Raw genomic sequence first — 17055 nt, forward strand, 5'->3', positions numbered from 1 at the left:
TAATCTCTGCACTGGTTCCGCTGCGTCGCTCCAGCACATCGTCAAGATCGCTGCCTGTGTAGACTCTGCGCATCCCGTTCCAGCTCATCGACGTGGCTACGGCATCATAGATCGCGTTCATCTGCTGCATCGGGTCCTCGATGCCGTCAATAATAGAACGTGCCTCCTCACGCACCGAACGGTGGTCGCCAATCTGATCGCCCAGGTTGTCATGGTCTAACAGGTCTTCAGCCAGCTCGGGCCACGAACTCATAACAGGCGTCCGCGGCCGGTTCGGAAGGTTTACAGCCTGCAGCTGAAAGCGGATCTTAGAGCGATAATTCTCCAGCGTGGTCATAAAGGGCTCTTCGCGCAAGGCAGGCACCTCCGTCATGACCCACCGGTGCTTCGTGGCCCGCAAGTTATGACCAAAGTTGATCCGGTCGTCCTCCTCCACAGCGTACGGATGTTCACCCTGGGAGAGAAAAACGTATTCAAACACCTCAGGAATGCTGGTTTCGTACTCACTGTAGAGCGTAGGCTCCGTCGCCTGGAAAGCCCATGAGCGCAGAAACCGAGGCTGATATGAGCGGATGCGATACGAGTACTCAATGACAGCACCCGGCTGCAGATTAGGTAGCGTGAACGTGATACGCTCGTAGTCTCCGTCGATGTCTTCCTCAAAGACGTCGTCGCTGTCGAGCTCGTACGTCTCTACGCTGCCGTCCGCTCCGAGCACCATCGTCTGTCCGTCAATGCGGTCGACCCGCTCAGTGCCGTCTGCAGCATAATACGGAATCTCGACCGTACCCCAGTCGTCGTAAGCGTCTTCGCTCAAGATCTTGACGCGGCGATGCCGTTCAAACGCCAGGCGCCCGTTTGGCCGAAACGAGGTCTCGCCGTAGTCGGACAAGATGACCGCCGTTGCGTTGGAGTCGGCGGGATAGTGGTCCATCTCAAGCACATCGACAGATACCTCGCCCCACTCAGCGGGCTCATCGGGGACTTCTATGTTCTGTGCGTTGCTCGTAGGAAGCCCTACTGCGCTGCAAATAAGAGAGACGAGAAAAAGGGTGCGAAAGTGGCGTAGCGTGCGCGGCATATCGATGCTGCCCTAATTTTTGAACGAAACAAGACAATGTATGATGTGAGAGGCGTTCCAGTATTGAGGAGCAACCTTTCGATCTAAAGTATTAAAGTGTGACAAAAAAGTCAAAGTTTGGTGGCGCGGGATAGATATGTAATGCTTTTGATGCGCGGTTTGTAGTTTTTGAGCCTTCGTAGTAGCACATTTTTACTGCTCACGTGCTTTCGAACGAGTCATCGGACGGTAGCTCTCTTGGCAGGTCAGTAGATCAAAGCCAGCATGGGTGTTCTCTTGGCGGTCTCGCCGTGCAAGCTCTCCAACAAATCGCGTTTCTCCCCCGTTCAGGTAGACCGTCTGGATCTCAAACGAACGGTTACCGCCACGCATGACGCCCCTCCCGATCGACGATGTGCTGCCCGAGCTGCGCGCTTCGCTGCGTGATACGCCTCGCGCGGTGCTCGAAGCGCCCACCGGTGCGGGCAAAACGACCCGCGTGCCGCCGGCGCTCCTTGAAGCCGACTGGCTGGGCGATCAGCGCATCCTCATGCTCGAACCGCGCCGCCTGGCCGCTCGCGCCGCCGCCCGTCGCATGGCGCAGGAGCGGGGCGAATCTGTCGGACAGACCATCGGCTACCGCGTGCGCATGGATACGCAGGTAAGCCGCCAGACGCGCGTGGAGGTTGTCACCGAGGGCGTGCTCACCCGCATGATTCAAGACGATCCGTTTCTCGAAGAGGTCGGCGCCATCATCTTCGACGAGTTTCACGAGCGCAGTCTGCACGCCGATCTCGGACTCGCCCTGGCCCTTGACGTGCACAAGTCGCTGCGGTCCGATCTGCGGCTCCTCGTTATGTCGGCCACCCTCGATGTGGGGCCCGTGGCCGAGCTTCTGGGGGATGCGCCGCGCATCACCAGCGAAGGACGCACATATCCGGTTGACATCCACTATGCCGACCGGCGTCCGGAGGGGTACATCGAACCCCACGTATCCGACAAAATCATGGAGGCGCTGCCCGATACCGAGGGCGACATGCTCGTTTTTCTGCCCGGCGCCGCCTCGATTAAGCGCGTAGAGCGGCAGATCAAGCAGCGCGGACTGCCCCCGCATGTCAACGTCTATCCGCTCTTCGGCAATCTGCCGCACGACGAGCAAGACCGTGCCATTGCGCCGAGCGAGGCGGGCGAACGCAAAATCGTGCTCAGCACACCCATCGCTGAAACCAGCCTCACGATCGACGGGGTGCGCGTGGTCATCGACAGCGGCAAGCGTCGTACGCCCCAGTTCGATCCGAACAGCGGCATGACGCAGCTCAAGACGGTGCCTATCTCGAAAGCCTCTGCCGATCAGCGTGCGGGGCGAGCCGGGCGGACGGCGCCGGGCGTGTGCTTCCGGCTGTGGACGCGCCACACGCACATGCATCGCACCGAGCACACGCCGCCCGAGATTGCGCACGCCGATCTGGCGCCGCTTGCGCTGGAACTGGCCGCCTGGGGCACTGCCGACCCGGATGAGCTGAGCTGGCTTACGCCGCCGCCATCAGGCACCATGCAGCAAGCCGTTGATCTGCTTCAGCGCCTTGGCGCGCTCAACGACGACGGCACCATCACATCCCACGGGCGCGAGATGGCGGCGATGGGCATTCACCCCCGACTGGCGCACATGCTCTGCCGGGCGCAGGACCTGGGCTACGAGGCCGCTGCCTGCGATGTGGCTGCGCTCTTGAGCGAGCGTGACATCGTGCGCGGACGCGGCGAGGCGCCCGATGCCGATCTGCGTCTGCGACTTGACATTCTGCAGCGCGCTCGCGAGGGACAAACCCACCTGCCGAATGCGCTGCGTCAGAGTCGTCTGGCGCGTGGCACCCTCCGCCGCGTGCAGAAGATGGCCGGGCACTGGCGTCGTCGTTTGGGGGTGCCCCGCAACGCGCGCAGCGACGCCACCGCCTGCGGCCTGCTCACCGCGTTCGCCTACCCCGACCGCATCGCCGAGCGGCACGACGGGTCGTCCGATCGCTTTCGTCTTGCCAACGGACAGGCCGCCGCACTGCCGCATGCCCAGTTGCTCTCCGAATCCGACTACCTGGCCTGCGCTCACGTGGCCGGGCGCGACCGCACCGCACAGATTCGCCTGGCCGCGCCCATCTCCGCCGACGACCTCACCACATTTTTCGACGCCCTCATCCGTCACGATACTATGGTTCAGTGGGATGCGCAGGCCCGTCGTGTGATTGCACGCAGGCAGCACAACCTGGGCGCTCTGACGCTCAAAGACGGTCCCCTCTCCGACCCGCCTGCCGATCAGCTCGCTGCTGCACTGTGCACCGGCGTTGCCGATACCGAGCTCGACCTCTTGCCATGGAGCAAAGGCACCCGCCGCCTGCAGCAGCGTCTCGTGTTTGTGCATCACCATCTCGACGACTGGCCCGACGCCTCCGACGAGCACCTGCTCAACGCGCTCGACGACTGGCTGATGCCGCACCTGTACGGCATGCGGCGCACCGGCGACCTGAACCGCCTCAACCTGCACGAGCTACTCAAGCAGCGCCTGTCGTGGGAGCAGCGCGAGCAGCTCGACGACCTGGCCCCCACGCATCTCACCGTGCCCAGCGGACAGAACCGCCCCATTGACTACAGCGATCCAGAAGCCCCTGCGCTCAAGGTGCGTCTGCAGGAGATGTTCGGCGCGACCGATACCCCGCGCATTGCCGGGGGCACGGTGCCGCTCACGCTCCACCTGCTCTCGCCCGCGCAGCGTCCGGTGCAGATCACGCAAGACCTGGCGCACTTCTGGGAGAAGACGTACTTCGAGGTCAAGAAGGAGATGAAGGGCCGCTACCCCAAGCACTACTGGCCCGACGATCCCTATCGCGCAACAGCAACGCACCGCGTGCGGCCGGACTAAGTAGCTCAATAAAACTATGTTTACACCTTGTCATCGCGAGGAAGGAGCCCTGCGACTGACGTGGCGATCTCATGCCCTCGACCTGGGCGGTGCCGCCTGGTTCGATAGCACAAGATTGCGTCGCTCCGCTCGCAATGACATAATTAAAGATACTTTTGCGGGCCTACTTAGACCCTGCTTCTTGCCGGTATGACCGGACGTGGTCTCTTCCCGATTTCGCGTTGCATATCAGTTCCTCACCTCATCGGTTGGAGGGGCCGTGTATGTTGAAATACCCATCTTCATTATAATTACACGCAAATAGCTTGAAGATCTGAGGGGGGGGGTTATGCTATAGGTGCGTTTTGACACCGCTCTTCTGTATGTGTGCTGTTCTTGATCGTCGTCTGTACGAGGCGATACAGCTTTTCGGTGGTGCTCCATTCATTATATAAGGAGCATACTCACCACCAGGGCGCCTTTCTTATCGTGCTCGTCAGGTTTAATTTTTATTCTCATGACATCTCAATCCGGTTCGGGTGTGGACCGAGATTCGACAGCCCGCACTCGGCCTAATCTAAGTCGTTGTATTAACTCTCACTGTACGCGTGCTTTTTCTCTGAACACCGTCTCGCTGCTTGGAGTCATCCTCCTTGTGTTTGTGGTCGCAGGATGCGATCATACCATGAGTGCTTTGGATGAGGATGACTCGCGGTCTAGCGGTCCGGTGCTGGCAGACTCACTGGATCTGTCGCTGGATCCGATGCCAACGGGAGCCACGTTGCTTGCGCCCGGAGAGCCCGCGCCGAAGGATAATGCGCGGGCTTCGGCCTACGGCTGCTACTTAGCCTCGCGCCCTTACTCGGATGAGGTGGCCTTTCATAGCAAATATCTGCACTTTCCAGAGTCGGTGGTTGAGGAAGCAGGTACCGATACACGTCGAGTTGAACACCGTGTTCAGGTTGGCATTGACGAAGACAATGCATCTGAAGGGGTGCGATACATGCATTGTGTGATACCAGATTCCGATCAAGCAGCTGACCTTGCTCGCGAGCAAATTTTAGACATAGGTCTGGAACAAGCAGCTCGAGAGGTGATGGATGAGGCTGAAGCATCACAGAGCAAATCGACCTGTTTCATACAGGTCGACTATACTACCATTTGCTGGGGAAATGACACGGGGAGTGATTGCAAGCACGAACAGCATGTCGACATAATCTGTCATGAAGGCGGGTCAGGTGGAAGTAGTGGGGACAATGGAAGTGGTAGTGAATCATCACCCTGGCCAGACGATCCAGATGAGAGCGATGTCGGTGGAAGCCCAGACGATGGAGGCAGTTCCGATGGGGGTACGTGTACTGAACTGATTCCCGAGCCGGGATCAGACTGCGAGCCGATTGATCCGTGCGAGAGCGATAACCCACCGTTTTACTGTGAGCCAGACGAGGAGGAAGATGAAGAAGAAACTCTATGTCTGGGAGATCCGGTTGCGAATCCAGAGATAGCTCCGTCTGGTGGATGGAATTATCCAGGTGGACAGTATGGACATACCCGAAATGGTGGAGAACGTTTTCATGATGGAATCGATATTAGAATGGAGCCTAACACAAACTTATTTTCTGCTTATTCCGGCGAAGTAGTTCATACAATAGAGAGTTTCGATCCAGGCGAGTATGCAAGGAATTCTTACGGCAATACAGTGACTATAGAGACTAATTTTGTTGGAGAAACGATACAACTGACATATGCACATCTCAACTCTGTAAAGGTGGATGTAGGAGATATTGTACAAGCCGGTGATCAAATCGGATTATCTGGCGAAACAGGCAATGCTAACGATGAAGAAACAAGAACAAAAATAATACCTCATGTTCATATCAAGGGGAGGCTTAAGAAAAATGAATCTTTAAGCAAGCTTGATCCTGGATCTTATCTTGCTACAAAGTTTAATAGTGATGGAAGTGTAAAGGAGTCGTGTAAATAGGGTGCTAACTTTTTTAGTTTTTTATGCCAACAAATAAAGCAACTGCAATGATGCTAAAAAAATTATTCTTTATTGTAGTAATTTTTATTCCTTGCGTAGTTCAGGCACAGTCTCCACCATTTGATACCATCGATCGAGATGCAGTAGAGATTGGTGGGGCTATCACGTACGGCGATAGTGTCAATGATCTGACATCAGCATTCGGTGACCCCGAAAATATCAGGGACTACTACCTTGAGATGGACAAAAAGACAGAGGTGCAGTACATCTACGCTGATGGCTCGGAATTCAGGTTCATAGACGACAATCTGCACAGCTTCAAAATCGCATCTTCTAACTACGTGTTGTCACTGGGCGAAGCCGAGCTTCAGGTCGGCGATTCGATGACATCAGTGGCCTCTTCGTTTCCCAATTCACACAGCTATATGGATAACGACGCAACAGCAATGATCATTGGCCTGGGGGCTGGTGACCATGACTTTTTGCTCGTTGTCTTTGATGCGGAAGATACTGTTTCTGAAATCCGTCAGCGCATTTTTTGACATACACCAATGTGTCGTCGTGTGCGCCGTCGAAATATCAGATCACCCAAGACCTGGTGCACTTCTGGGACGAGACGTACTTTGAGGTCAAGAAGGAGATGAAGGGCCGCTACCCCAAGCACTACTGGCCCGACGACCCCTACCGCGCAACAGCCACGCACCGCGTGCGGCCTAAGTGAAATTCACTGTATCGCAGACCGTTATGGAGGCCAGATCAAAATTGAACGGGACGATCTTTCTGCTTTTGCTATTACCGGCAATCGCTTGGGCGCAGGAGCCCCCATTCGACACCGTGGAGTCGGAGCAAGTCTGGTTAAACAGTGAGATTACATATGGCGATAGTGTCTCCGATGTCACAAGTATCCTGGGTGATCCTGAGGACATCGAGGAATACTATGTTGAGTTAGCCGATGTAACAGAAACGCAGTATAGATATGGAGACGACCTCATGATCGCGTTCGTAGATGAGAAGGTTGAGCGCATAAACGTCAAGACATCAGCCCATACCCTCTGCTTGGAAGGATTTGAACTGCAAGTCGGAAACCATATCGATTCAATTGAATCCGCGTTTCCAAAGTCGTACGGACTGATGAACACACTCAATGAGGCAGAAGCCACTGCAATCGGACTGGATTACGGTGACTATTACTACCTTGAAGTGCGATTTGATGATGAGGGCACGATCACGGAGGTGCGCCATCTCATGTTTTGACTATTTCAATTGGTTGGGTGGTACATCAAGCACTTTACCTCTATTAAGCATCTTCGCTACATCTTTCAATTTAGTTGGCTACTCTCGTGAAGGCAATGATGCAAACTTAGTCGAAAAGGGAGAGAAAGAGATTCTTTCCCGCAGGCATACGTCATCGTCTTCGTTCGCTTCTTTCAGGGCCCTCTTCTTTTGTTTTGGAAGATCCTAGTAGCCACCGACACGCCACGCCTCGCGGGCGGACGCGTACCGCTTACGCTGCATCTGCTCTCCCCAGCCCAGCGTCCCGTGCAGATCACCCAAGACCTGGCCCACTTCTGGGACGAGACGTACTTCGAGGTTAAGAAAGAGATGAAGGGCCGCTACCCCAAGCACTACTGGCCCGACGATCCCTATCGCGCAACAGCCACCCACCGCGTGCGGCCGGAGTGACGCCCAGAACGATAAGGAACTGCCCTATTTCGCATCGGTGCTGTCGCGGCGCATTTCGCGTTGGCGCATGGGCATGGCGTCGATGACCTGAAAGATCGTTTCTGGGGCGGTCACCTGGTCGTAGCGACGTTTTTCGGTGCCGTCTTTGCCGATAAGCAGCACCCGAAAGGCATTACGTGCAACCTCGAACCGGGTACGCAGGCGCGCAGCAGTGTCGGCATGGAGCGGCGTACCCTCATAGGTGCTGGTGCCGCTGGCACGCAGCGTTACGACGATCATGTCGCGCTCGCGGAGTCCGTCGTGCTGGCGATCGAGGCGTTCGTGCTGGCTGGTAAGCGCCACGCTCGTATCACTCGGTGCAAAAATGAGCAGTGGACGGTGTGTCCACCGGTGCTCGTCGAGATCGAAGGTGGTGGTATCAGGCAGAGCAGGCAATGCGGCGTATGCGACAGAGGGCGCGGAGGCAAGCAAAAGCAGGGCAGCGCCGGCGAGCACGGCGGAAAGACGGGACATCGGGCCGTTATTGAGACTCATGAAGTTGTTGGAGCCTATGAAGAAGATACGGTTACCCGAGCAGCAAGCGTAGCATGCCCCCCACGAGCGCAAACGCTCCCAGCACAACGGTCGCTGCGGTAGCGGCCAGCACGGCGAGCATCGACCACGGATTTACAAACCGGATCATCGCACCGTACCGAATGAGCAAGCCCTTGCTCTCCATAATCGCCGTGCGCAGCGCCCAGATGCCTTTCACGAACCGCCACAGCCGACTGCCTTTCTTTCTGCCCTTTTTCTCTGGCATCATTGCGCGAGCGGTATCGGCGGCTGCGTCCTTGTCGGTTTCGATCTGGTTGCGGATGCGCTCAGGCAGCGCCATCAGGTCGCGCAGTCCCTGGTAGAAGAGCGCAAGCACGGCAGCCGGAAGGAGCAGGAGTCCGCCCAGCCCCACCGCGAGCAGCTGCGCGAAACCGTGCGTGGGCCATCCGCCGAAGAGCACCCACCAGGCGCCGAGTCCGGCCAACAGCGAGCCGACCGCAAACCACCCCACGCCGCGCACAAGCCACGCAGCCAGACGCGCCAGCGTAGCAACCTTAGTGGAGGCGGGAGCATCGGATAGCGGTGATTTGTCGGTTGTGCTCATGCAACAGACGTTCGAGACAACAGGGATAAACAGGGGCATGAAGATGCCAGGTGCTGGCGATCCAACAATACGTTTTTGCACCCAACAGCACTGTTCTAAACTGCGCACCGCTCCCAAAAGTTACGTCGGGCCCGCGTGCGAGGCTCCTGCTCGATTGACGAGCACATGTTGTCCGGCGGTCTGTACGTCACAGAAGGCTCTCAGCCTCCACCTAAATTGACCCAAGTACGGCAGCGGCAATTGAGAAGTAGATCAGCAGCCCCGCTGCATCCGCGATGGTGGTGATAAGCGGTGCACTGGCCACGGCCGGGTCGAGGTCGAAGTACGTCAGGATAAAGGGCAAAATCGTGCCCACGAGATTGGCGACCAGGATAATGCCAACCATAGCAAGGCCTACGATGAGCCCGATTTCAGGCCCGCCCCGAAAGATGCCCAGCACGGCGCTAAGAAGTCCCATGACCACGCCAAGGAGTATGCCAACGGCAATCTCTTTACCAAAGGCTTTGGCCCACTGCGACAGCTCTACGTTCTTTGTTGCGATGGCCCGCACCATGAGGGTGGCCGACTGGGCCCCCGCGTTCCCGCCGCTGTCAATCAAGAGCGGGATAAAGAACGCCAGTGCGATAGCGGCCTCCAGGGTTTCCTCGTAGGCCGCTATCACGCCCGAGGAGACCAGGTTGACCAGAATGAGAATGGAGAGCCAGCCTACGCGGCTTCCAAAGAGCGACCAGATGCTTGACTCGCGGTAGCCCTGCCGCAGCGGACTCACCGCGGCCCCTTTGTGGAAGTCTTCGGTGGCTTCTTCGCGGGCTACATCGAGCACATCATCAACCGTGACGATGCCCAAAAGCACGCCTTCCGAATCGGTTACGGGCAGAGCAACGCGGTCGTAGTCGCGAAAGACCTGGATGGCGTCTTCTTGGTCGGCACTGGCCTGGAGCGCAACAAATGCCTCATCCATCAGGTCGCGCACGCTGGTTTCCGGGTCGGCCAGTAGCAGTTGCCGCACCCGGAAGTCATCAACGAGGCTTCCGTCGTCGTTGACCACGTAGATTACGTTGAGCGTTTCGCTGTCTTTGCCGTTCTCCCGGATATGCACGAGCGCCTCTTCAACGGTCCAACCCGGACGGATCGCCACTACATCAGGCGTCATGAGGCGTCCTACGCTCTCTTCCGGGTACCCCAGCAGCTCGCGTGCCTCGGCTAAGTCTTCTTTGTTAAGCAGGCTCAGCATGCGCTGCGTCACGGTAGCCGGCAGCTCTTCAAGCAGCCGCGTCCGGTCATCGGGCGCCAGGTTAGCCAGCAGCTTGCGGGTATCGTCTTCCTGCAGATTGTACAGGAGCGCTTCCTGGTCATCACGGTCCATCCAGCTAAACACCTCGGCAGCTTTCCGGCGCGACAGCGCCCGAAAGACCACGACGCGCTCGACCGAGTCAAGGCTCATGAGCAGCTCCGATATCTCGGCTGCGGGCCAGTCGGTAAGAGCCTCTTGCAGCGCATCCCATTTCCGAGCCTCGATGAGCTCTTCTATCTCAGGCTTTACAGCGATATACGACATAGATTTCGTTTTAAGGGTCTGTAGCGCAACATATCGAACAGAAAGATGACGCCTCGCGATGGCAGGATATACCCTTGGTTCTGCTGCACCACTTATCTGGTGGCCCCTAATACATCGGTGGAGAGACCAGAGTAATCCCTGTCGTCACCCAGTACGTGGTGTCCTCGGCAAACTCCGCGCGTGTAAGCGAGAGGTCGATCTCCAGGCGATCCGGAATGATTTCCGTGCGCAGAGCGGTCTGAAATGCAAGGGGACCTTCACCTTCTCCAAACACTTCTCCGATGAGCGTAAACCGGTCGATAGGGGTAAGATCGAAACGGATCCCCCAGGTGAATACATCGGGCCCACCCTCTTCCCGTGCCCATCCCATATTTTGATAGGCCGTAAGACGATCATCAATGACTTCTTGGCTGACAGGCACGAATGCATAGATCGTCTCTGGGGCTCGTTTGGGCACGCCCAGGCGCGTTATCCCTGTTCCGGCAACTGCCGCCAGCCCAATAGGAGCTGTTTCAGGGTCAAGAATGGAGGCTTTCCCCTCAATACCGTATTCATTGCTGCGCAGGCTACTTTCTTCCTCCCGTACGAAAGCCGTGCCAGCGGATAGCTCCAGACGTGGGATCAGATGAACAGAAGGGAGAATCCATGATTCCTGCCACCCGTGCCAAACTTCAAGCTGGGCCGAGCGTGGTGGTGTGATTTCGGAATCGTCAACAAGCACCTGTTGGGCCGAGGCGGTCCCGACCACTCCCGACAGAAGAAGACTCATGATGCATGCAAATATACTCAGCGCTCCCTGTTTGTGCGCGTACATGCTCTACTTACTTTCAATATTGAGAACAATTATTCATAACGTAAGCAAGTTGTGCCGTATCAGACAAAAGCAAAATGTAAAATTGCAGGAAGCAGAAACGACAACCAGGATAGCGTGGATCCACTGGCGAGAGAGCATTAGGAAGCCCCTGAAAAGGCCCCGTGGGCTGTGTGCTTACATTGTCAGACACTACCTAATTTCCCGTTGCTTTATCCGTAACAGGCGCTAATGTATCCTCTTTAACAGCCTCCAAATACGCCAGCGCGTCGTCTTCGTCATCCGGCAAGTCGTGTTCAAAGACGGCTTCTTTGATCGCACCCGTGGCGCGGCGCTCGGGGCCACTAAGCCGGTGGATCATCGTCTCAAACAGCTCACCGCGCCGCAGCGCTTCATCTTTGATCTGCATGAGATAGTCAAACGCCGCGTCGTGCTCGTTAGGGATGGCGCCGTCTAAGATCGCCTCGCGGATCCAGGTCTTGGCAATGCCCACGGCTACGCCCTCGTTGATGCCGAGCGTCTTCATGATCTCGTAGCCGTCGACGGGCGGTTCGAAGTTGCGCAAGCGGTCTTTCTCTTCAACCTCGGCCATCTTCTTTTCCACGCGGTCGAACGCCCGCAGGTAGCGGCGACGGCGATGCGGATTGCCCGAGGTCACGTCGCTGCGCACGAGCGTCATCAGGTCGTCGACATCGTCGCCCGCTTCGTAGAGCAGGCGGCGCACGGCAGAGTCGGTCACGTCCTCGTCGACCAGCGCGATGGGACGGTGGTGCAGGTAGATCAGCTTTTTGACGTACTGCATGCGCTCATCCATCGGCAGCTTCAGACGCCGGAAGATGTCCGGGATCATACGTGCCCCTTTGTGCTCGTGCCCGTGGAACGTCCAGCCATCCTGGTTGGAGTATCGCTTGGTGTCGGGCTTGGCGATGTCGTGAAAGAGCGCTGCCCACCGCAGCCACAATACGTTCTCGTCATCGCGGTCGGCGGTGCGCTCGGCGAGGTTGTCGAGCACCTTGAGGGTGTGGTAGAAGTTGTCTTTGTGGCCGCGTCCGTCGCGCTGCTCTACACCCTTCAGGCGCTGTACGAGCGGAAGAAGATGCGCCAGAATGCCTGTCGCCTCCATAATCTTGAACCCGATCGAAGGCGTATCGGACAGCAAAATCTTGTTGAGCTCGTCGGTGATGCGTTCCTGACTCAAGATCTTGACGCGGTCGGCGCGGTCTTTCATCGCCTCGAATACGCGGTCGGACACCCGAAACGCGAGCTGCGTCGCAAACCGCGCGGCGCGCACCATCCGCAGCGGATCGTCGTCGAACGTCTCTACCGGGTCGAGGGGCGTGTCGATCGTCTCGCGGTCCAGGTCGCGCTGCCCGTCGAACGGGTCGATCAACGTCCCGAAGCGGTCGGGATGCAGGTGTATCGCCATCGCGTTGATCGTGAAGTCGCGGCGGTGCTGGTCGTCTTCAAGCGTGCCGTCTTCTACGATGGGCTTGCGTGAGGAGCGGCGGTAGCTCTCTTTGCGAGCGGCCACAAACTCCAGCACAAGCGGGTCGGCGTCTTCGTCAACGCCAGGTGCCCACGGCGCCGGCAGCCGAATAGCAGCTGTACCGAAGTTCGGATACACGTGGGCCTTCGTACCGCCCAGATCGTCCGCTACCGCTTCAGCCAGCGCAATACCTGTTCCCTCTCCCACCGTCATGAAGTCCAGATCGGTCGTAGGGCGATCGAGGAGCAGGTCGCGCACGAGTCCTCCTACCGCATACACTTCAATGCCTTCGTGCTTCGCAATTTCGCCGATGCGCACAAGCAGGTCGGCATACAAACGATCATCAAGTAAGGGAGACAGCGAGGTGGTCATGAAGCCACGAGCAGGTTAACGAACACAAGCAATGCGAATGCAGAATAAGCGCACGCATCAACCCCCCAAACGTTCGCGCAATGCGTCTGTGCACATCATCCTGTCTCTTTAAGAGGTCAGCATTGCATTACGTCGCTTGCGCTTGGCGCTGCAGCACCGGCCACGTATCCATAACCTCGTCGCGATCTACAGCGTACAGCACCGGCTGCGTAGCCACGGTCACACACGCATGGTTAGGCACCACCCGCAGCCGGTCGCCCACGCCCATCGTGGCCCCGCCTGGCACCTGCATCCAGCCGTGCTCCTCCGACAGATTCGTAATCTGTGCATGCGGATGCTCGCGCATGTACGCTGCGTTGTAGAGCGGAACCCCAAACCCCGTAGTCCGCGGCCCGGTGTCCGTCGTCATCACCTTCTTTCCCGCATCCAAAAACACCTTTTCGGTGCCGTTGGGCGCCCGGTGGCGACTTACGACCTGTGTGTACACCGTAAGCGCGCAGTGGTCGAGCGGGCACACGCCCAGGCTCTGCTGCATGGCGTCGTAAAACACGTAGTTACCCGGACGTATTTCGGTGATGCGCAGGCCCTCGTGCTCGGCGTTCTCAAAAAACCGCATCGTTGGCGTCGACCCAATGCTCACGATGAACGCGTCTTTCGGCACCTGCGGTGTCGCCTCCTCATAGATTCGTGCCGCCGCGTGCAGAATGCGGCGGGTTTCCTGGTGGGATGCGCGGCGCAGCGCCTCCTCAGGCGTCTCGCCGTTCTGTGGACCGCTGTATCCTTGCCCCGCATGCGTAAGCACACCCGCCAGCCGCAGCGATGATGCCTCGATAACATGTCGCGCGCAGGAGACAGTCGCATCGCTATTGTGCGCGGTGCCACAGCGCCCGTGCCCTGTGTCGATTTCGAGTAGCACCTCAACCGGGTCGTCTGCCGTGTAGGCGGCTGCAGCCTGCGCGATGCCTTCGAGCGTGTCCACACAGAAGCGGATCGTAGCCCGGGTGCGCAGGGCCCGAATCCGCTCATGCATGTGCCGCCCTACCATCGGGTACGCAATGGTGATGTCGGTGAAGCCTGCTTCAACAAACTGCTCGGCCTCGTCGACGGTCGCGACGGTCAGGCCCATAGCGCCTGCGTCGCGCTGGCGCCGGGCAATGTCGGGCGACTTGTGCGTCTTGGCATGCGGGCGCAGCGCAACCCCTTGGTCAACGGCTTTGGCCTGCATCCGCTCGATATTGTCGGTCAGGCGATTCAGGTCAACCAGCAGGGCGGGGGTAGAAAGGTCGTCGATCAGCATAGACACAGGGTGCAGCTTAGCAAAACAGTGAACATGGCAAAAGCCCGCATGTGGACTCCGTATGGGAATTTCGCGGTGGGCATGACAGCGTGCGCGAGGGGGCTCCATCAAAAACGCTCATCCCGAGAATCGAGATGAGCGCAGGTAAGTAGCGGTTGGTCAAAGATAGATGCGGTGCCTCAGGCATCCTTTGTCAGCCGGCCTCGTGTACGTGTAGGAGTAGACGGGTGGAGGCCTCTTTTCTCCATCCCACACCGCCATCTTCACCGGAGCATGCGGAGTTGGCATCACATGCTGCTCATCACACGCCGCCCATAGAGACGCGCAGGCGGTTGCGGGCCCGGTCGAGAGCCTCCTGCGCCTCCTCGCGCTCGTCGGGCGAGGTGCTCTCGCGCAGGCGCTGTAGCGCGCGCTGCTCGGCGGCTTCGGCGCGCTCGGTATCGATATCGGAGGCTGGTTCAACCGTCTCCGCCAGCACGATAACGCGGTTATCGAGCACTTCCAGAAACCCACCGCTGGTCGCAAACTCGATGCGTCCGTCGCTTATCGTGAGGTCTTCGTACGCGTCCTGCGTCTTCACAACCAGCTGCCCGATGCCGAACGCGGCGATCATGGGCGCGTGGTTGCGCAGCACTTCAAACGACCCTTTGATGCCCGGTGCTTTTACGCCACGGGCCTCGCCCTCAAACGCGCGTCCGTCAGGGGTTACAATGTCAACTTGGAGTTGGTCGGCCATAGAAACAGAGGGATAGGGCCAGGCCGCCCCGCCTGAGGCGGCCCAGAGGGATGAACGTTACGCGTCGTCTTCAGCCAGCATCTTCTCGCCGGCTTCGATGACCTCCTCGATGGTTCCTTTCAGCAGGAATGCCTGTTCGGGCAGATGGTCGAGTTCGCCATCCAGAATCATGCGGAAGCCGCGGATGGTCTCTTCGATCGAGACATATGCGCCGGGCGTACCCGTAAACTGCTCGGCCACGAAGAACGGCTGGCTAAGGAAACGTTGCACGCGGCGGGCCCGGTTCACGGCCTGCTTGTCTTCGTCAGAGAGCTCGTCCATTCCGAGAATAGCGATGATGTCTTGCAGCTCTTTGTAGCGCTGCAGAATGCGCTTAACCTCTTGCGCGGTGCGGTAGTGGTCTTTCCCGACGGTACGCTCGTTCAGAATCTGGCTGTTGGAGTCGAGCGGGTCGATGGCCGGGTAGATGCCCTGTGCAGACAGCTGACGCGACAGCACCGTGGTGGCATCGAGGTGAGCAAACGTGGTGGCCGGTGCGGGGTCAGTCAAGTCATCAGCAGGTACGTACACCGCCTGGAACGACGTAATCGACCCTTTCTGCGTGGAGGTAATGCGCTCCTGCAGGTCGCCCATTTCGCTGGCCAGGGTAGGCTGGTATCCCACAGCACTCGGCATGCGCCCCATGAGGGCCGACACCTCTGAACCCGCCTGAACGAAGCGGAATATGTTGTCAAGGAAGAACAGCACGTCACGTCCCCCCAGATCGCGGAAGTACTCCGCGATGGTGAGGCCCGTGAGCCCAACGCGAGCACGCGCTCCCGGCGGCTCGTTCATCTGGCCAAAGACCAGTGCCAGGTTCGAGGTCTTCATGGCCTCCATGTCGACCTTGTCGAGATCCCAGCCGCCTTCTTCCATGACCTCGTCGAACTCCTCGCCGTAGGTCATCACGCCCGATTCGAGCATTTCACGAAGCAGGTCGTTGCCTTCGCGGGTGCGCTCGCCCACGCCGCTAAACACCGAGAGGCCTTCGTGCGCCTTCGCAATATTGTTAATCAGCTCCTGGATGAGCACGGTCTTGCCTACGCCGGCACCACCGAACAGACCCACCTTACCGCCCTTCGGAATGGGCTGGATGAGATCCATCACCTTGATGCCCGTTTCGAGCATCTCTACCGATGATGCCAGTTCGTCGAACGAAGGCGACGGCTGGTGGATGGCACGGCGCTCATCGGCCTCGGGCTGCGGCAGTCCGTCAACCGCCTGGCCGGTTACGTCGAACAGGCGCCCACGAATGGATTCGCCGATAGGAACCGAGATCGGACCTCCGGTCTGTTTCACCGCCTGACCTCGCTGGAGGCCGTCGGTAGTATCCATCGCGATGGAGCGCACGCGGCGCTCGCCCAGGTGCTGCTGGACCTCGAGAATGAGATCCTCACCTGTTTCGCGCTCAATAACGAGCGCGTCGAGGATGTCGGGCACCGCATCCGGCGGGAACTCTACGTCCACCACCGGGCCTACGATTTCGACGATAGAGCCTGTGTCTGTTGCTGTTTGTACGTCCATGAGGAAATGGTCAGTCCAGTGATTCGGTCGGCAGCGCATCGCAACCGCGCAGATGCGCCAAGAGATAGCGCAGGCGGCACGTCCATGAACATAGCAGAGCGACCCATCAATTGCTTCCTGCCTTCGTGGTCAAAGTGCGGAAAGGCAACAAAGAATTGTGGAATTTCAGACGATCTCTTGCATGTGCAAGGCATCGGGACCGGTCTTGTCCGCCCTGGCTTACTCCGTCTGCTGTTTTACAGCATGGCAACAGGTACCATCCCGAGCTATCGCCCCCGAGCTATCTCAGCGGCCTGCGGCGTTGGCTGATCCGGTGTCCGATGCGCCCCTGAATTGTGGAGCGGACGCATACGGTACGCCTACGAGACGGTACGCTTCATGGAGGCTCTTACCTGCCGAAATGGCTCGACACGCAGCGCGAAACCGCCGCCCTGACGCATCCCCCTGGCTCTTCCTGACGCCCCGGCAATCCGACCTGAC

General features: G+C 58.4%; 15 protein-coding genes and 1 pseudogene. 6 read left to right on the forward strand and 10 right to left on the reverse strand.

Going from position 1 to position 17055, the window contains the following annotated elements:
- Positions 1-1081: DUF3857 domain-containing protein (locus PPP56_RS07355; RefSeq protein ID WP_353563393.1), on the reverse strand; the 1081-nt coding region annotated here is incomplete at its 3' end.
- A 192-nt stretch (positions 1082-1273) separates the two neighbouring features.
- The gene (locus PPP56_RS07360; RefSeq protein WP_353563394.1) at positions 1274-1453 is read right to left on the reverse strand and encodes a hypothetical protein; all 180 of its coding nucleotides are present in this window, start codon (positions 1451-1453) and stop codon (positions 1274-1276) included.
- On the opposite strand from PPP56_RS07360, the gene hrpB reads away from it, so the two are divergent.
- The 6 genes and pseudogenes from hrpB to PPP56_RS07390 form a co-directional block, all read left to right on the forward strand.
- Positions 1452-3968 (forward strand): ATP-dependent helicase HrpB, encoded by a 2517-nt coding sequence (gene hrpB / locus PPP56_RS07365; protein WP_353563395.1) that lies wholly within the window; start codon positions 1452-1454, stop codon positions 3966-3968. The two genes, PPP56_RS07360 and hrpB, sit on opposite strands and share 2 nt — an antisense overlap.
- Before the next feature lie 1075 nt (positions 3969-5043).
- Positions 5044-5931 (forward strand): M23 family metallopeptidase, encoded by an 888-nt coding sequence (locus PPP56_RS07370; RefSeq protein ID WP_353563396.1) that lies wholly within the window; start codon positions 5044-5046, stop codon positions 5929-5931.
- A gap of 23 nt (positions 5932-5954) precedes the next feature.
- Complete coding sequence (locus PPP56_RS07375) at positions 5955-6473, forward strand: hypothetical protein (RefSeq protein WP_353563397.1); 519 nt, start codon at positions 5955-5957, stop codon at positions 6471-6473.
- Positions 6470-6652, forward strand: coding sequence for an ATP-dependent helicase C-terminal domain-containing protein (locus PPP56_RS07380; protein ID WP_502912564.1), 183 nt, complete (start codon positions 6470-6472; stop codon positions 6650-6652). The genes PPP56_RS07375 and PPP56_RS07380 overlap by 4 nt, the downstream gene beginning before the upstream one ends.
- A gap of 23 nt (positions 6653-6675) precedes the next feature.
- Positions 6676-7185, forward strand: a complete 510-nt coding sequence (locus PPP56_RS07385; RefSeq protein ID WP_353563398.1) for a hypothetical protein — start codon at positions 6676-6678, stop codon at positions 7183-7185.
- 216 nt (positions 7186-7401) lie between these two features.
- Positions 7402-7614, forward strand: a pseudogene (locus PPP56_RS07390) (ATP-dependent helicase C-terminal domain-containing protein); the annotation flags it as partial.
- A 24-nt stretch (positions 7615-7638) separates the two neighbouring features.
- Here the strand turns inward: PPP56_RS07390 and PPP56_RS07395 are convergent.
- The 8 genes from PPP56_RS07395 to atpD all read right to left on the reverse strand — a co-directional run bounded on the left by PPP56_RS07395 (position 7639) and on the right by atpD (position 16575).
- Positions 7639-8127, reverse strand: coding sequence for a DUF4174 domain-containing protein (locus tag PPP56_RS07395; protein WP_353563399.1), 489 nt, complete (start codon positions 8125-8127; stop codon positions 7639-7641).
- A gap of 52 nt (positions 8128-8179) precedes the next feature.
- Positions 8180-8752 carry a hypothetical protein gene (locus PPP56_RS07400; RefSeq protein WP_353563400.1) on the reverse strand — a complete coding sequence of 191 codons (573 nt, stop codon included), beginning with the start codon at positions 8750-8752 and terminating at the stop codon, positions 8180-8182.
- Between the two features lie 211 nt (positions 8753-8963).
- Positions 8964-10310 carry a magnesium transporter gene (gene mgtE / locus PPP56_RS07405; protein WP_353563401.1) on the reverse strand — a complete coding sequence of 449 codons (1347 nt, stop codon included), beginning with the start codon at positions 10308-10310 and terminating at the stop codon, positions 8964-8966.
- Between the two features lie 106 nt (positions 10311-10416).
- A complete protein-coding gene (locus tag PPP56_RS07410) occupies positions 10417-11079 on the reverse strand; it encodes a PA4824 family protein (RefSeq protein ID WP_353563402.1) in 663 nt (220 codons plus the stop codon).
- Positions 11080-11317: 238 nt separating this feature from the next.
- Complete coding sequence (locus PPP56_RS07415; protein WP_353563403.1) at positions 11318-12979, reverse strand: CCA tRNA nucleotidyltransferase; 1662 nt, start codon at positions 12977-12979, stop codon at positions 11318-11320.
- 127 nt (positions 12980-13106) lie between these two features.
- Entirely contained in the window at positions 13107-14276 is a 1170-nt protein-coding gene (locus PPP56_RS07420) for an alanine racemase (protein WP_353563404.1), read from the reverse strand.
- A gap of 301 nt (positions 14277-14577) precedes the next feature.
- Positions 14578-15012, reverse strand: a complete 435-nt coding sequence (gene atpC / locus PPP56_RS07425) for an ATP synthase F1 subunit epsilon (protein WP_353563405.1) — start codon at positions 15010-15012, stop codon at positions 14578-14580.
- Between the two features lie 57 nt (positions 15013-15069).
- Entirely contained in the window at positions 15070-16575 is a 1506-nt protein-coding gene (gene atpD / locus PPP56_RS07430; RefSeq protein WP_353563406.1) for a F0F1 ATP synthase subunit beta, read from the reverse strand.
- Positions 16576-17055: the final 480 nt, after the last annotated feature.

The organism is Longimonas sp., assembly GCF_040409695.1.
In the GTDB taxonomy this organism is placed as follows: domain Bacteria; phylum Bacteroidota; class Rhodothermia; order Rhodothermales; family Salinibacteraceae; genus Longimonas.

Bases quoted from the DNA above. Each gene is read 5' to 3' on its own strand.
- PPP56_RS07395 (WP_353563399.1), bottom strand. From the start codon at position 8,127: ATGTCCCGTCTTTCCGCCGTGCTCGCCGGCGCTGCCCTGCTTTTGCTT.
- PPP56_RS07410 (WP_353563402.1), bottom strand. From the start codon at position 11,079: ATGAGTCTTCTTCTGTCGGGAGTGGTCGGGACCGCCTCGGCCCAACAG.
- PPP56_RS07420 (WP_353563404.1), bottom strand. From the start codon at position 14,276: ATGCTGATCGACGACCTTTCTACCCCCGCCCTGCTGGTTGACCTGAAT.
- atpC (WP_353563405.1), bottom strand. From the start codon at position 15,012: ATGGCCGACCAACTCCAAGTTGACATTGTAACCCCTGACGGACGCGCG.
- mgtE (WP_353563401.1), bottom strand. From the start codon at position 10,310: ATGTCGTATATCGCTGTAAAGCCTGAGATAGAAGAGCTCATCGAGGCT.
- PPP56_RS07375 (WP_353563397.1), top strand. From the start codon at position 5,955: ATGCCAACAAATAAAGCAACTGCAATGATGCTAAAAAAATTATTCTTT.
- PPP56_RS07415 (WP_353563403.1), bottom strand. From the start codon at position 12,979: ATGACCACCTCGCTGTCTCCCTTACTTGATGATCGTTTGTATGCCGAC.
- atpD (WP_353563406.1), bottom strand. From the start codon at position 16,575: ATGGACGTACAAACAGCAACAGACACAGGCTCTATCGTCGAAATCGTA.
- hrpB (WP_353563395.1), top strand. From the start codon at position 1,452: ATGACGCCCCTCCCGATCGACGATGTGCTGCCCGAGCTGCGCGCTTCG.
- PPP56_RS07370 (WP_353563396.1), top strand. From the start codon at position 5,044: ATGGATGAGGCTGAAGCATCACAGAGCAAATCGACCTGTTTCATACAG.
- PPP56_RS07400 (WP_353563400.1), bottom strand. From the start codon at position 8,752: ATGAGCACAACCGACAAATCACCGCTATCCGATGCTCCCGCCTCCACT.
- PPP56_RS07385 (WP_353563398.1), top strand. From the start codon at position 6,676: ATGGAGGCCAGATCAAAATTGAACGGGACGATCTTTCTGCTTTTGCTA.
- PPP56_RS07360 (WP_353563394.1), bottom strand. From the start codon at position 1,453: ATGCGTGGCGGTAACCGTTCGTTTGAGATCCAGACGGTCTACCTGAAC.